The 14,302-nt window shown below is 63.8% G+C and carries 13 protein-coding genes; 8 read left to right on the top strand and 5 right to left on the bottom strand.

Features of this window, described 5'->3' with window-relative positions; genetic code table 11:
- Window positions 1-52 precede the first annotated feature (52 nt).
- The 5 genes from AB4Y98_RS01130 (at window position 53) to AB4Y98_RS01110 (ending at window position 7,452) form a co-directional block, all read left to right on the top strand.
- Entirely contained in the window at window positions 53-1,165 is a 1,113-nt protein-coding gene (locus AB4Y98_RS01130; protein ID WP_363733304.1) for an efflux RND transporter periplasmic adaptor subunit, read from the top strand.
- The gene (locus AB4Y98_RS01125; RefSeq protein ID WP_442243556.1) at window positions 1,162-4,227 is read left to right on the top strand and encodes an efflux RND transporter permease subunit; all 3,066 of its coding nucleotides are present in this window, start codon (window positions 1,162-1,164) and stop codon (window positions 4,225-4,227) included. Before AB4Y98_RS01130 ends, AB4Y98_RS01125 begins: the two co-directional genes overlap by 4 nt.
- A gap of 36 nt (window positions 4,228-4,263) precedes the next feature.
- Window positions 4,264-5,541 (top strand): beta-ketoacyl-ACP synthase II, encoded by a 1,278-nt coding sequence (gene fabF, locus AB4Y98_RS01120; protein ID WP_442243555.1) that lies wholly within the window; start codon window positions 4,264-4,266, stop codon window positions 5,539-5,541.
- A gap of 62 nt (window positions 5,542-5,603) precedes the next feature.
- Window positions 5,604-6,179: a TetR/AcrR family transcriptional regulator gene (locus AB4Y98_RS01115; RefSeq protein ID WP_312106683.1), complete on the top strand. Its 576-nt coding sequence runs from the start codon at window positions 5,604-5,606 to the stop codon at window positions 6,177-6,179.
- A gap of 85 nt (window positions 6,180-6,264) precedes the next feature.
- Window positions 6,265-7,452, top strand: a complete 1,188-nt coding sequence (locus AB4Y98_RS01110) for a serine hydrolase domain-containing protein (RefSeq protein ID WP_312106685.1) — start codon at window positions 6,265-6,267, stop codon at window positions 7,450-7,452.
- 12 nt (window positions 7,453-7,464) lie between these two features.
- Here AB4Y98_RS01110 and AB4Y98_RS01105 read toward each other — a convergent pair whose 3' ends face one another.
- The 4 genes from AB4Y98_RS01105 to AB4Y98_RS01090 all read right to left on the bottom strand — a co-directional run bounded on the left by AB4Y98_RS01105 (window position 7,465) and on the right by AB4Y98_RS01090 (window position 11,593).
- Window positions 7,465-9,060: a phosphoethanolamine transferase gene (locus AB4Y98_RS01105; protein WP_442243691.1), complete on the bottom strand. Its 1,596-nt coding sequence runs from the start codon at window positions 9,058-9,060 to the stop codon at window positions 7,465-7,467.
- A gap of 118 nt (window positions 9,061-9,178) precedes the next feature.
- Window positions 9,179-9,571, bottom strand: coding sequence for a diacylglycerol kinase (locus tag AB4Y98_RS01100; RefSeq protein WP_312106689.1), 393 nt, complete (start codon window positions 9,569-9,571; stop codon window positions 9,179-9,181).
- Window positions 9,572-9,631: 60 nt separating this feature from the next.
- Window positions 9,632-10,888, bottom strand: a complete 1,257-nt coding sequence (locus AB4Y98_RS01095; protein WP_442243554.1) for a HAMP domain-containing sensor histidine kinase — start codon at window positions 10,886-10,888, stop codon at window positions 9,632-9,634.
- Window positions 10,889-10,897: 9 nt separating this feature from the next.
- Window positions 10,898-11,593, bottom strand: coding sequence for a response regulator transcription factor (locus tag AB4Y98_RS01090; protein ID WP_180167100.1), 696 nt, complete (start codon window positions 11,591-11,593; stop codon window positions 10,898-10,900).
- Between the two features lie 123 nt (window positions 11,594-11,716).
- Here AB4Y98_RS01090 and AB4Y98_RS01085 point away from each other — a divergent pair, with 123 nt between their 5' ends.
- Complete coding sequence (locus AB4Y98_RS01085) at window positions 11,717-12,256, top strand: NADPH-dependent FMN reductase (protein ID WP_442243553.1); 540 nt, start codon at window positions 11,717-11,719, stop codon at window positions 12,254-12,256.
- Window positions 12,257-12,297: 41 nt separating this feature from the next.
- Here the strand turns inward: AB4Y98_RS01085 and AB4Y98_RS01080 are convergent, their stop codons facing one another.
- Window positions 12,298-12,753 carry a hypothetical protein gene (locus AB4Y98_RS01080; RefSeq protein ID WP_442243552.1) on the bottom strand — a complete coding sequence of 152 codons (456 nt, stop codon included), beginning with the start codon at window positions 12,751-12,753 and terminating at the stop codon, window positions 12,298-12,300.
- A 94-nt stretch (window positions 12,754-12,847) separates the two neighbouring features.
- Here AB4Y98_RS01080 and AB4Y98_RS01075 point away from each other — a divergent pair, with 94 nt between their 5' ends.
- Window positions 12,848-13,810: a GlxA family transcriptional regulator gene (locus AB4Y98_RS01075; protein WP_428704533.1), complete on the top strand. Its 963-nt coding sequence runs from the start codon at window positions 12,848-12,850 to the stop codon at window positions 13,808-13,810.
- A 133-nt stretch (window positions 13,811-13,943) separates the two neighbouring features.
- Window positions 13,944-14,291: an RcnB family protein gene (locus AB4Y98_RS01070; protein ID WP_442243551.1), complete on the top strand. Its 348-nt coding sequence runs from the start codon at window positions 13,944-13,946 to the stop codon at window positions 14,289-14,291.
- The last annotated feature ends 11 nt before the right edge of the window (window positions 14,292-14,302 follow it).

Below are 14,302 nucleotides of genomic sequence, written 5' to 3'. Positions count from 1 at the left end.
TATTAGTCACTAGGAACAGAATTCCTCCGGATACCCCACTCCGGAAGGCCGCATGCGTCGCCGTTTTGTACTCCCAGCCATTTCCTGTGTTGTTCCGTTGTTCCTTGTGGCCTGCGGAAAGTCGGATGACGTCGATCCCCGGACCGCTCCGCCCATCGTCCGGATTGCCCAAGTGCAACCGGGGGCGGGAGGCGCGCGCACGTTCACAGGAACCGTCGCCGCACGCGTACAGAGTGATCTGGCCTTTCGGGTGGGTGGCAAGGTCACCGAGCGCCTGGTTGAGACGGGGCAGACGGTAAAGCGCGGCGACGTGCTCTATCGGATTGATCCCGTCGACCTGAATCTGGCAGCGGCGTCCCAGCTGCAGGCCGTCATCGCGGCCCGAGCGCAAAGCGCGCAAGCCACCGCAGACGAAGCGCGATACCGCGATCTGGCAGCCAAGGGCGTCGTTTCACGGTCGGCCTACGATCAGATCAAAGCGGCGGCGGACGCAGCATCGGCACAGCTCAAGGCGGCCGACGCGCAAGCCCGGGTTGCACGTAATGCCAGTCAATACACGGCGCTCGTCGCCGATGCCGACGGAGTGGTCATGACCATCTCCGCTGAGCCCGGTCAGGTCGTGGCGGCGGGGCAGATCGTCGCCCGGCTTGCCCGTGCAGGCAGTCGGGAGGCCGTGGTCCAGTTGCCCGAGACGCTGCGACCCCAGATCGGCTCCGTGGGCTCAGCGTCCCCGTTCGGGGCAAGCGGCAAGATCCCCGCACGGTTGCGCGTGCTCTCGGAATCGGCCGACCCCGCCACCCGGACCTTCGAAGCTCGCTACACCCTGGAAGAGGGCAGCACGGCGCTGCCGCTGGGTTCCACGGTGGCGGTCGAACTTTCAGGCGCAGCACCTGCCGGTGCGTCGGCCGGCGTCGAGGTGCCGTTGGGCGCGCTGTTCGATCCTGGTACCGGTCCCGGCGTCTGGGTGATCGGTGGTGAGCCGCTCAAAGCCCATTGGACGCCGGTCGCCGTCAAGCAGTTGGGTGATGACCGGGTAGTGGTTGAGGGGGCCCTGAACGCATCGGATCGCGTGGCTGCCCTCGGCGCCCATCTACTTCGCGAAGGGCAGGTGGTTCGCATCGCTGAGACCGCCAGGAACGCCGCTGCAAACGGAGCCCACCAGTGAGTGGGTTCAATCTGTCGGCACTTGCGGTGCGCGAGCGTGCCATCACGGTTTTCCTGATCTTTCTGGTCTCCGTTGCCGGCATTGTTTCCTTCTTCCAGCTCGGCCGCGCTGAGGACCCTGCGTTCACTGTCAAGGTCATGACCATCGTGACGGCCTGGCCTGGCGCTACGCCAACAGAAATGCAGGACCAGGTCGCCGAGAAGCTGGAAAAGCGCCTGCAGGAACTGCGCTGGTATGACCGCAGCGAAACCTACACCCGGCCTGGCCTGTCCTTCACTACGCTGACATTGCAGGATGGCACGCCACCGTCGGAGGTGCAGGAGGAGTTCTACCAGGCGCGCAAGAAGATGGCAGACGAAGCCGCAAATCTGCCCACGGGCGTGATCGGCCCGATGGTCAACGACGAGTACGCGGATGTCACGTTTGCTCTCTTCGCACTGAAAGCGAAGGGTGAACCGTTCCGCCTGCTCGCGCGTGATGCCGAGACGCTGCGTCAGCGATTGCTGCACGTACCTGGCGTGAAGAAGGTCAACATCATTGGTGAGCAATCCGAGCGCATCTATGTGGAGCTGTCGCACGAACGCCTGTCGAATCTCGGCATCACGCCACAGGAGGTGTTCGGGGCGCTGAACGGGCAGAACGCCCTGACGCCGGCAGGATCGGTCGAGGCCAAGGGCCCGCAGATCTTCATTCGCCTCGACGGGGCGCTCGATCAGCTGGACAAGATCCGCGATACACCCATCGTTGCACAGGGCAGGACCCTCAAATTACGGGACATCGCCATCGTCAAGCGTGGCTATGAGGACCCGTCGACCTTCATGATCCGCAACGGTGGCGAGCCAGCCATGCTGCTGGGCATCGTCATGCGCGACGGCTGGAATGGCCTGGATCTTGGCGCCTCACTCGACGCGGAAGTCAGGAAGATCAATGACGGGCTTCCTGTCGGGATGGCGCTGGACAAGGTCACCGATCAGGCCGTGAACATCAGCTCGTCGGTCGACGAGTTCATGATGAAGTTCTTTGCCGCGCTGCTGGTGGTGATGCTGGTCTGCTTTGTCAGCATGGGCTGGCGGGTGGGTGTCGTGGTGGCTGCGGCCGTTCCGCTGACCCTCGCTGCCGTGTTCATGGTGATGGCTGCGACCGGCAAGAACTTTGACCGCATCACGCTCGGCTCGCTGATTCTTGCGCTCGGTCTGCTGGTGGACGACGCCATCATTGCCATCGAAATGATGGTGGTGAAGATGGAAGAGGGCTATAGCCGGGTCAAGGCATCGGCCTACGCGTGGAGCCATACGGCAGCGCCCATGCTGGCCGGCACCCTGGTCACTGCGGTGGGCTTCATGCCCAACGGTTTCGCCCGGTCCACTGCGGGCGAATACACCAGCAACATGTTCTGGATCGTGGGCATTGCGCTGATCGTGTCGTGGGTGGTCGCGGTGTTCTTTACGCCTTACCTCGGGGTGAAGCTCCTCCCTGAACTCAAGACCGTCGAAGGCGGGCACAGCAGTCTCTACGACACGCCGCGCTACAACCGCTTCCGGTCGATCCTGGCGCGCGTGATCGCGCGCAAGTGGCTTGCCGCAGGTTCGGTGATCGGCCTGTTCGTGCTTGCTGTGGTGGGCATGGGGCTGGTGAAAAAGCAGTTCTTCCCCATTTCCGATCGCCCGGAGGTGTTGGTCGAAGTGCAGATGCCCTACGGCACGGCCATCGAACAGACCAACCTGGCCACTAGGAAGGTGGAGCAGTGGCTCGCTGGGCAGGAAGAAGCGAAGATCGTCACGGCATACATCGGTCAGGGTGCGCCCCGGTTCTACCTCGCCATTTCCCCGGAACTGCCCGATCCGGCGTTTGCCAAGATCGTGGTGCGTACCGACAGCCAGGAACAGCGCGATGCCTTGAAAGCAAAGCTGCGCCAGGCGGTGGCTGAGGGATTGGCACCAGAGGCGCGTGTGCGTGTGACGCAGCTGGTGTTCGGGCCATACTCGCCCTATCCGGTGGCCTACCGTGTCAGCGGTCCGGATACGGATGTCATCCGTGGCATTGCGGCCAAGGTGGAGCAGACCATGCACGCCAGCCCGATGATGCGCACGGTCAACACCGATTGGGGCGTGCGCACGCCAACGCTGCACTTCACGCTGGATCAGGACCGCTTGCAGGCCATGGGCATGACCTCGGCGTCCGTCTCGCAGCAGTTGCAGTTCTTCCTGAGCGGCGTGCCGGTCACTGCCGTTCGTGAGGATATCCGCACCGTTGAGGTTGTCGCTCGATCTGGTGGAGAAACGCGTTTGGATCCTGCGCGCATCGCAGACTTCACCCTGGTCGGTGCTGCTGGCCAGCGAGTGCCGCTGTCGCAGATCGGCTCGGTCGAGGTTCGGATGGAAGAGCCGGTGCTGCGCCGCCGCGATCGGGTACCCACCATCACCGTGCGCGGTGACATTGACGATGCACTGCAGCCACCGGATGTATCCACCGCTATCAGCAAGCAGCTTGCGCCGCTCATTGCCTCGCTGCCCGAGGGCTACGCGATTAACCAGGCCGGTTCCATCGAGGAATCGGGCAAGGCGATGAGCGCGATGCTGCCGCTGTTCCCGATCATGCTGGCGGTGACCCTGCTGATCATCATCCTGCAGGTACGTTCCATCTCCGCGATGATCATGGTCTTCATGACCAGTCCGTTGGGGCTGATCGGCGTGGTGCCGACCCTGCTGCTGTTCCAGCAGCCGTTTGGCATCAACGCGCTGGTTGGATTGATCGCATTGTCGGGCATCCTGATGCGCAACACGCTCATCCTCATCGGCCAGATCCACGAGAACGAAGAGGCGGGGATGGATACCTTCCACGCCATCATCGAGGCGACAGTTCACCGCGCCCGCCCAGTGATCCTCACTTCTCTGGCAGCGGTGCTTGCGTTCATTCCGCTGACGCATTCGGTGTTCTGGGGAACGCTTGCCTACACGCTGATTGGCGGCACCATTGCCGGCACCGTCATGACACTGGTGTTCCTGCCGGCGATGTATGCCATCTGGTTCAAGGTCCGAGCGGAAAAGACCCGCGTTGCCTGACGTTGGCCCGGACCTCTTCCATATGAGAGATAAGCTATGAAAATCGCCGACAAAGATCGCATCGTGGTGACCGGAATGGGCGTCGTGAGTCCACTCGGCTGCGGGGTGGAAACCGTCTGGTCGCGCCTCCTGGCGGGACGCTCCGGAATCGGGTCGCTTGGTCCTGATCTCGCGGCGGGAACCGGATGCGAAGTCGGCGGGCGCGTGCCTGATCGCATTCAAGATCCTGAGGCGGGTTTCGATTCGACCGGCATCATCGCGCCGAAAGACCTCAAGAAGATGGACCGGTTTGTTGAGTTCGCGCTGGTCGCTGCCCACGAAGCCCTTGAGCAGGCCGGTTGGCGGGAAGCCGATGAGCGTGGGCGGCTGCGAACGGCAACCGTGATTGCCACCGGGATCGGCGGGTTTGGATCCATCGTCAATGCGGTCCACAYCACCGAAAGCCGAGGGCCTGGCCGGTTGTCGCCCTTCACTGCACCCACCTTCCTGGCGAATATGGCGGCTGGGCAGGCATCGATCCGTTACGGGTTCAAAGGTCCGCAGGGCGCTCCCGTCACGGCCTGCGCGGCGGGTGTCCAAGCCATTGGTGATGCGGCGCGTCTCATCCGATCCGGCGAGGCGGACATCGCGTTGTGCGGTGGTGCGGAGGCGGCGATGCACCGGGTCAGCCTGGGCGGCTTCGCCGCTGCCAAGGCACTGAGTACGTCGTTCAACGGCTCACCCCAGGCAGCCTCTCGCCCGTTTGATGAGCAGCGGGACGGCTTTGTCATGTCCGAAGGGGCGGGGCTGCTGGTGATCGAGCGGCTGGATCACGCGCGCTCGCGTGGTGCCACCCCGCTGGCCGAGCTGGTCGGCTATGGCACCACTTCGGATGCCTACCATTTGACTGCGGGACCCGACGACGGCAGTGGCGCCCGCAGGGCGATGGAGATCGCGCTGGCGCAGGCGGGCATTTCCGCTGAGCAGATCGACCACATCAATGCGCACGCGACTTCGACCCAGGTGGGGGACCGGGCAGAGCTCGCGGCCATGCGTGCCTTGTTCGGCGCCCGTCCAGATCTTCTCATCTCTGCCACCAAGTCCAGCACCGGGCACCTGCTCGGGGCGGCTGGCGGCATCGAAGCAATCTTTACGGTGCTTGCCTTGCGCGACCAGGTCGCGCCGGCGACGCTCAACCTCGGCCGCCCGGATCCGTTGGCAGACGGGCTTTCGATCGTCGCCGGCGGGCCGCGGAAGGCGGAGATCGAGTTCGCGTTGACCAATGGATTTGGCTTTGGCGGCGTGAATGCCAGTGCATTGTTCAGGCGGATGTGAGCGTGGTTCGCTCCAGCGGCCTCCCAAGCAAAACCGCCCTGCGCTGGGAAGGAGCACGGGCGTTGAGCCGACGTTGGATACTGGATGCAGCCGGCACTGTGTTTGCGGAAGAGGGGTTTGAGAACGCGACGATGAAGCGCATCGCTGAGGCCTGCGACGTCAGCAAGGTCACGATCTATGCCCACTATCGTGACAAGGCGCAGCTCTACGGGGCGGTCATGGACAGCCATCTTGCATCCTTGCCGGTTGCTGGGCTCCACATGCGTGGAACGTTGGATCTTGGCGATGCGCTGATGCGGATCACCGATGGCATCGGACGGTTGGCGGCAAACCCTTCATGCCAGGCTTTCTGCAGGGCGCTTTCGCGTTCAGATCATGCCCGTGCTGTCTACATGGAGCACTGGCGTGCGGTGCTCCAGCCGTACTTCGATCTCGCCGAACAGGCGATGGCGACGGCCTCCGCAGGGTCGCTGCATTCCAGTGACAGCGAGAAGTTCCTCAGGCTCATCCTTGCAGAGCATGGCCTGCCAGATGCGGCAACGCCCATGTCCGGAAGCCATGCCACGGTCGCGCTCTTCGTGCGCGCCTATGCACAAAGGCCGTCGGACGCCTGGAATGCGCCGCCCGGGCGCGGGTGAAGGCACCCGATCGCGCATGACTTCATGCACTGCACGATGACTACAAATGTAGTCATCCTGTACCTGCCCAATGGAGGAGCCCGCCATGAGAGCCTGTTTATTCGTCTGCATAGTCTTCCTCGCGTTGCGCCCCTGGGTGGCCGGCGCCAACACGCCTGACGCCCTTGCAGCGATCGAGCAGAATGCCCGCAATGCGCATTCCGACGCGCTCTTCGTTGAGCGAGAAGGCGCTGTCCTGCTGCAGATCGCACCCGCCGCCGGTGAAGAACGGATTCACCTCATGTCGGCGACCAAGTCCGTCGTCGCCCTGGCCATCGGGCTGCTGCTCGATGACGGCAAGCTCGCTTCCATCGACGAGCCGGTCAGCACTGTTTACCCGGAATGGCGGCAGGGAAGTAAGCGGGACATCACGATCAGGATGTTGATGGACCACACCTCCGGACTGCAGAACGTAGCCAACGCCGGTGTGGAACTGGAGGGCGCACCGGATCTGGTGAAGCTGGCGCTGGCGGCCGAGGTGTCCACCGATCCAGGCACCACGTTCGCTTACAACAACAAGGCCACCAATCTCCTGCCGGGCATCGTCGAACGGCTTGCCGGCAAGCCGCTGGATGTCTACCTGGACGAGCGGCTGTTCAAGCCACTCGGCATCTCCCGCCATGCATGGATGAAGGATCAGGCCGGCACGCCCTTGGGCATGGCCGGGCTATCGCTGTCAGCCCCTGATCTGGCGGCGATCGGACGACTGATGCTGGCCGGTGGCGTCGCCCCGGACGGCAAGCGGTTGCTGAGCGAACGCTCGGTGGCGTTGATGACCGCCGAGAGCGCACGCTCCCCCGATGTCGGCCTGCTGTGGTGGCGCATCCCCGCTTGGGAGCACTACCGGCTGAAATCAGCGGCAGCAGCCCTCCTGTCTGCCCGCAGCGTGGACGCTGGGACGCAGGAGGTGCTGCTGGCCACCGAGGGCCGTCTGTTCGACAGCAAGGCAGCGCTGATCAGCTTCCTGGCCGAACGCCTGGGACCTGCCTGGCCACAGCGCTACGCTGCCGAAATCAGCGGGCGCGGATTGAGACTCAGCGACATCTTCGACATCGACCGGGGGCCTGTAGCGGCATACGCAGCCAACGGCTATCTCGGCCAGCACCTGGTCATTGTTCCCGACAAGGGCGTGGTCGCGGTCAGGCAGATTCACCGGCGGGACAGCCACAGCGCTCCGCTCGACGATTACGCCGCGTTTCCCATGGACGTACTGCGTTTGGCGGAGACACTGTGACAGTCGACGGCGCTAGGGGAGGCGGCAGCCCGCGAACACATCCAGGCCCGGCTCGTAAACCCCGCTGCTGATATCGAACAGCCCCAGCAGGGAGTGGAAGAGATTGTCGTGGCTGTAGGATCTGGTGCCCGCAGCATGACGCAGGCAGGCAACCTCAAGTCGTGCATGGGTCGCGAAGGCGGGAGAGAACCACATCACCAGCGGCACCTGGGTCTGCTCCCGTGGCGCGATGAAGTAGGGCGTCCCGTGCAGATACAGGCCGTGCTCGCCAAGCGACTCGCCATGGTCGGAAACATAGATCAGGGCCACATCGCGCTGGTCCGCGTAGGTCTGCAGCAGGTCGATGGCCTTGCCCAGCAGTCGGTCGGTATAGACCAGCGTATTGTCGTAGGTGTTGACCAGCGCTTCATTGCTGCATTTCTGGATCTGGTTGCTGGCGCAGGTGGGGCTGAATGTCCTGGCATCGGCCGGATAGCGTTCAAAGTACGTGGGCCCATGGCTGCCCAGCTGATGCAGCACGATCAGCCCATCACCCGGCATCGCCTCGATGCGCGCGCCCAGCTGGTGCAGCAGGATTTCGTCATGGCAGGTGCCATCCCGGTTGACACACAATTCCGGCACTTTCAGTGGAGGCATGTCTTCGGTGGGCACGCGCTCGCACACGCCCTTGCATCCGCCATTGTTGTTGTCGCGCCAAAGCACGCTGACACCAGTCCGCTGCAGGATGTCGAGCACGTTCTCTTCCGATGCCGCAGCCATACCGTCGTACTGCGACCGCGTCATCTGCGAGAACATGCAGGGCAGTGACACCGCCGTTGCGGTACCGCAGGAGGAGACGTCGCGGAAGCTGATGACGTTGTCTTTGCGTGACAGGTACGGGTTGGTCTGGCGCGGGTAGCCGTTGAGCTGGAAGTTCTGTGCTCGTGCCGTCTCGCCAGCCACCACGACCACCAGGCGGGGCCTTTTTCCGGGGATGCGGGTGGCATCCTCGCCGACAGCCCGCAATGGCTGCGCCTTGGCGCTGTAGCTGCTCCTGAGATAACCATAGGTGTGGCGGACCACATTCAGCGGCAGCACCTGTTCACGGATGTAGCGATTGTTGCGCAGCAGCGACGAGTACTCCTTGTAGAACGCAAACGTCACCGCCGCCAGCACCATCAACGTCGCCAGCACATTTCCCAGCCATACCAGCGCCGGCCGCAAGGGGCGACCGCCGTTTCCACTGCGCATGACCAGCAGCACGCACGAGGGCAGGGCGCCCAGCAACAGCACTGTCAGCAGCAGCGGCACCGAGAGATAGGACGTCATCTCGGCCTGGTTGGTCTCCAGCGCGTTCTGCACCATGTCGCGGTCGATCAGCACGCCGTAATGAAGCATGAAGTAGCTGCACGCGGCACTGATGAGAACCAGAAGCGCCAGTACCGGCTTGCGGACATAGGGAAGGATGCCGATCGGCGTGAACAACAGATTGAACAGGCAGAACAGCAGCACCGGCAGGCTGAAGAAGAACAGGGTGCTGCGCAGGTCATGGATGTCCATGACGGACCACAGTGTTTTCCAGAGGGCGATGTTTCCCAGCGTGGCGAAGAACAACGCGGTGCACCACACAAGCACGATCGGATGATGAGGGGAAAGTCTGAAGCATGGACGCACGTGCACAATCCGTTGTACGAGAAGTGCGCGCAGTATCTGGATGCGTTTATCAGGAAGTTGTCAGCTTTCGTGCTCAGCCCAGCAGAACTACGGCCCATACCGTAGCGACCATCAACAGCGCCGTGGTCTGCGCCGCACTGCCCATGTCCTTCGCATTCTTGGAAAGCGGGTGATGTTCCAGCGAGATGCGGTCGACCACCGCTTCGATGGCCGAGTTCAGCAGTTCCACCATCAGGCTGATGAAGCAGACCATCAGCATCACGGCGCGCTCGCTTCGGCCGACCTCCAGCAGGAAGGCGACGACCGCAAGCGCGCCATGCACCAACAGCAGCTGGCGGAAGGCCGCCTCTCCGCGGAAGGTAGCGATGAAGCCGTCGCGCGAATGGATCAGGGTATGGAAGATGCGGCGCAGGCCGGTCTTTCCGTGCGGGTACTTGCCGCTGCCTTGTCGATGCCCTGGCTGCATTTCGGTCCTGCCTTCACGTGGAGATCCGGCAAGGATGTGCAGGCCTGTGTCAGGAAGCTGTCAGGTGCCGGGCGTGGCTGGGAGCATCTGCAGGGTGAATCGACAGCCCTGCGCCGAAGTCTCGACCGTCATCTGCCACCCCATGTGCTCGACCGCACGCTGCACGATGGACAGGCCCAGGCCTTCGCCACTCTGCCGGGCGCTGGGCATGAAACGCTGGAACTGCTGCGCATCAATGCTGGGCGGCAACCCCGGGCCGGTATCGGCGATTCGCAGCGTGTCGCCCCGCAGCTCGACCCTTACTTCGCCCTCGTCGGTGTACTGGCAGGCATTGCGCAGCAGGTTCCAGATCACACTACGGGCCAGCTCTGCATTGGTCAGCACCTGCTGGTCCTGCGGCGCATCCAGAACCAAGCGCACCGGCTTTCCCGAAAGCCACGGCGCACATCGCTCCCTGCATTCCTCGATCAGCGCCCGCACGGGCACGACGCTGCGCGGAACCGTCCTGGGGTCACGCGAAAGCAGCAGCAGGCAGGTCAACTGCCGCTGCATTTCCTGGGTGGTGCGCATGATGCGATCGGCGCTGGCCACCAGGTGGCTGTCGGCGGGCAGCTGGTGCACCAGTGTCTCGGCCGCGCCACCGATGATCGCCAGGGGCGTGCGCAGCTCATGACTGGCATCGCCCGCAAAGCACTGTTCGCGTTGCAGGAACTGCTCAAGCTCGTCGCTGTGCTGGGCGAAAGCGCGCGCCAGCACACCTATCTCATCGCGTGCATCCTGGTAGGGGAAGGGCTTGTGCTTGTTCTGCACCGCCTCGGCCAGACGGGTGATGGGCGCGATGACATGGGTCGCGGTTCGGCGGCCGATCCAGAACGCGCAAAGCACGCAGGTGAGGATGACCAGCGTCGCAAAGGCATTGATCAGATGCTCCAGGTAGGCATAGTGCTCGCCATCCTGCAGCAGGTAGTAGCGCTGTCCGTTGCTTTCGAAGACCCGCAGATGCCATTCGTTCGGGCCTTCTTCACCGTGGTAGCCCGGCCCGTACCTGCGCAGCACCTGAGGAGCCGAGCGCGCGTCATACAGCTGGCTGCCTTTCGTCAGTTCCGGTTGCTCGCCACTGGCCAGTGCGGCCTGCAGCCGATGGACCTCGCGGTCCTGGGTCATCGAAACGACGGAGGCTCTTACCTCGTCGTAGTCCACCAGTTCAACCAGCACAATGAAGCCCATGGCACCGGCCATCAGCAGCACGAACGACACCGTGATGCGCGTTCTCAGTGTCAGGCTTCGATAAAGCGACTTCAGCGAGCGGGTAGTCATCGGCAGCAACTACTCGGCAGGTGCCAGTGCGGGCCTGTCCAGCCGCCAGCCAACGCTGTGCACCGTGGCAATGAGTGCAGGGTTGAACGGCCTGTCCACCTGCAGGCGCAGCTCATGGATGTGCGTGCGCAGTGCACCGCTCTCCGGCGGCTCGTCGCCCCAGATCAGGTATTCCATCTCCTGCTTGCGCACCACCGCGGGGGCAGCCCGCACCAGGCACATCAGCAGCTTGTGCGCTGTCGGGGTCAGATTGAGGGTGTGGCCCTGGCGCCACGCCTGCGGTGAACGGGTGTCGACGCGCAGATCGCCCCAGTCCAACACACTCTGGACCTGCCGGCCCTGGGCGCGGCGGACCAGCGCCTTGATGCGTGCGTCCAGCTCCTTCAGGGAGAAAGGCTTGACCAGGTAATCATCCGCACCCAACGCGAGCCCCTGCACGCGGTCCTCCACCGGATCCCGGGCGGTCAGCATCAGGATCGGCACCGGGTTCTGGAACTCCTGACGGAGCGCCTGGCACAGTGCCATGCCATCGAGGCGGGGCAGCATCAGGTCAAGCAGAATGGCGTCGTAATCGTTCTGCGTTGCCCTGCGCAGGCCGGTGGCACCATCCCGCGCATCGTCAAGCACGTAGCCCAGTGGCTCGAAGAAGGCGTAGAGATTTGCAACCAGCTCGGGGTTGTCTTCAATGATGAGCAGACGTGTCATGGGCTATGCGCATCCGTGCATGATCAATGGACGTTGAACGACCACCGCTAGTTTGCCACGTGCAAGGGCGCGCTGCGGGTCATTGCCGGACACGGCGGCAGGTGCCTGTGATAGCGTGCCGTGATGAAGATCCTTGCCCTATCCGGTAGCGCTCGCCGGCTGTCCACCAACACCGCATTGCTGAGGGCGCTGGAAGAACTCGCGCCACCGGATATCGCACTGAGTACCTACGCCGACCTCGGCGGACTGCCCGTTTTTTCTCCCGATCTTGAAGATCTGCCCTTGCCTGACAGCGTTGTGCACTTCAAGCGCTGCATTGAAGCCTGCGATGGCATTCTGATTTCGAGCCCCGAGTACGCACGAGGCATTCCGGGCGGCCTGAAGAACGCCATCGATTGGCTCGTATCGGGCGACCTTGTGATTGCAAAGCCCATCGCGCTCGTGCACGCATCCCATCGCGGCGACGACATGCTCGCGTCTCTGCGGCTTGTGCTGTCGACAATCAGCTCCCGCTTCAACGAAGAACTGTTCCTGCGCTTCCCCTTCATGAAGATGGAGCCGGAGGCCATTGCCGATGCCGTAAGGCAGCCGGCCAATCGCGGACCGGCGGAGGCCTTTCTTCAGGAATTTTCCCGCTACTGCCAGCGACCAGAGGGCGATTGAACATGATCGTTGGTGCAGTCTGCTGACAAGGGCTTGTGGCGTCAGCGGTTCACCGGTGCTTGCAGATGGGAATACCCCGCGGCCTCCACGAACTGCGGCAGTGTCCACAGCTGGCCGTTGGGCCCCCACGTGCCATCGGTGACATCGCTCACCGTGATCGAAGCAGCCAGCCGCTGCGTATCCGGCAGGGCCAGCGATTCCAGAATGGCCTGGTGCACAACCGCCGCGTAACGGGACCGGTGCTGTTCGTCGAGTACGCCGGCGGGTGCGAGGACGTGGACCAGGCACGGAATGACGTGGAGGAAGTCGGCACTGCCGCCACAGCGCCAGAAGCCGGCCGGCACCTCCTCGGCAATCACCCAGCACAGGCTGCGTTGGCGGGGATCAGGCCCCAGGCCGCTGCATTGCGTTGCAGCGGTATTCACCGCGGCGATCATCCGCTCGCGCTGAAGAGCGGTCAGTGCGTCGGCGGGTGTCTTGATGAGGATGGTGGGCATGGATAGCGCTCGTGGGTGAGGGAGCGCCCATTCAACCGCGCTGCGGCTCGGGTCTTAAGTGGCCGATTTGCCAACAATCGCGCAGAATCAGCCAATGCATGATTTCGTCCTGGTGGTGCCGCGCGCACCCTTTGCCTCCAGCGTCACCCTCACCCTTGATCTTCTGACCACCGCGGCCAAGCTGGCGTGCCGGGTCGGGGTTGCACCGCCGCGTTGGCGGGTCTGCGCGGTGACGCCAGGAAGCATTCCGCTTGGCAACGGCCTGCACCTGCAGGTGGACACGTTGCCTGCGCGCTCCTCTGCGCATGAATGCTGGATCCTGCCGGGCCTGGACATCGACGATGCCAGCCAACTCGACGCGCGCTTGGCCCAGCCGGACATTCCGCCTTTGGTCGCTGCGCTGCGTCGCCATGCCAGAGCGGGCGGCACGATTGCAGGCTCCTGTTCGTCCGTGTTTCTGCTCAACGCAGCCGGATTGCTGGAGGGACGCTGCGTGACCACAACGTGGTGGTTGGCCTCTGCGCTGCGGCGCGTGGCGCCAACCACCCGCGTCGAACCCGATCGCATGGTGCATGCGGATGGCACGCTGGTCACTGCCGGCGCCGCGATGGCACACATGGACCTGGTGCTTTACGTGCTGCGCCAGCGCTTCGGCGAGCAACTCACGGCCATGCTGGGCCAGGCGCTGCTGGTCGAGCAGCGTCGCCTGCAGTCGCTGTATATGTCGCCGGCGATGATGGTGCCCGAGAACAACCTGATTGCGCTGTTGACCCGCCACATCGCAGAGACGCTCCCGGAACCAGTCACCGTGGGCACGCTTGCCGCGCGGGCCAACATGTCCACACGCACCCTCAACCGCCAAGTGAACAAGGTGCTCGGCTACGGGCCGCAGCAGTTGATCCAGTCGGTGCGCTTGAACCGGGCGCGGGTGCTGCTGGAAAGTGGCGGGCTTTCGGTGGAAGAGGTGACCGCGCAGGTGGGCTTGGGTGATTCTGCGACGCTCAGGCGATTGCTGCGCAGGCGACTGGGCCTGAATCCTACCCAGGTTCGAGGGTGAGGGAGCTGCATTGCTGACTGCGGGCTTGCGGACGCCCATCGGGTCCGGTCCGGGCGCACGGATTCATTCACAGGCGCTGCTCTATATTCAGGGCCACAACGCCGCATACTGCGGCTGGACCGGGAGTATCCCCATGAAAACCGGACGTTTGCTTGGCATTGCCCTGGGTGCGGCAGTGACCCTGGTTGCTGCGCCTGCCTGGGCCGATCCGCCGCATCATGCACGGGGCAACGGACCGCCGCCCCATGCAGGCGGCCCGCACAACCGCGACGCACCCCCGCCGGGCTGGCAGAAAAAGGCATGGCGCCGCGGTGACCGCTTGCCTTGGGCCGAGGTTGACCGGCGCTACTGGGTGGACGACTACGCGCATTACCGTCTGCGCGACCCCGGCCGCGGTCAGCGCTGGGTGCGGCAGTCGGATACGGAATACCTGCTGGTGGAGATCGCCAACGGCGTGATCATCGACGCCCTGCGTCGCTAGGGATTCCGGCA

The organism is Stenotrophomonas sp. 2YAF26 (assembly GCF_052114625.1).
Taxonomy (GTDB): Bacteria; Pseudomonadota; Gammaproteobacteria; order Xanthomonadales; family Xanthomonadaceae; genus Stenotrophomonas; species Stenotrophomonas indicatrix.
This window is presented reverse-complemented; position numbering and strand designations above follow the sequence as displayed.

What these genes read in the sequence shown, in the direction of transcription:
- AB4Y98_RS01130 (WP_363733304.1), top strand. Translation starts at nt 53, where the DNA reads ATGCGTCGCCGTTTTGTACTCCCAGCCATTTCCTGTGTTGTTCCGTTG.
- AB4Y98_RS01110 (WP_312106685.1), top strand. Translation starts at nt 6,265, where the DNA reads ATGAGAGCCTGTTTATTCGTCTGCATAGTCTTCCTCGCGTTGCGCCCC.
- AB4Y98_RS01100 (WP_312106689.1), bottom strand. Translation starts at nt 9,571, where the DNA reads ATGCAGCCAGGGCATCGACAAGGCAGCGGCAAGTACCCGCACGGAAAG.
- AB4Y98_RS01095 (WP_442243554.1), bottom strand. Translation starts at nt 10,888, where the DNA reads ATGACTACCCGCTCGCTGAAGTCGCTTTATCGAAGCCTGACACTGAGA.
- AB4Y98_RS01090 (WP_180167100.1), bottom strand. Translation starts at nt 11,593, where the DNA reads ATGACACGTCTGCTCATCATTGAAGACAACCCCGAGCTGGTTGCAAAT.
- AB4Y98_RS01085 (WP_442243553.1), top strand. Translation starts at nt 11,717, where the DNA reads ATGAAGATCCTTGCCCTATCCGGTAGCGCTCGCCGGCTGTCCACCAAC.
- AB4Y98_RS01080 (WP_442243552.1), bottom strand. Translation starts at nt 12,753, where the DNA reads ATGCCCACCATCCTCATCAAGACACCCGCCGACGCACTGACCGCTCTT.
- AB4Y98_RS01075 (WP_428704533.1), top strand. Translation starts at nt 12,848, where the DNA reads ATGCATGATTTCGTCCTGGTGGTGCCGCGCGCACCCTTTGCCTCCAGC.
- AB4Y98_RS01070 (WP_442243551.1), top strand. Translation starts at nt 13,944, where the DNA reads ATGAAAACCGGACGTTTGCTTGGCATTGCCCTGGGTGCGGCAGTGACC.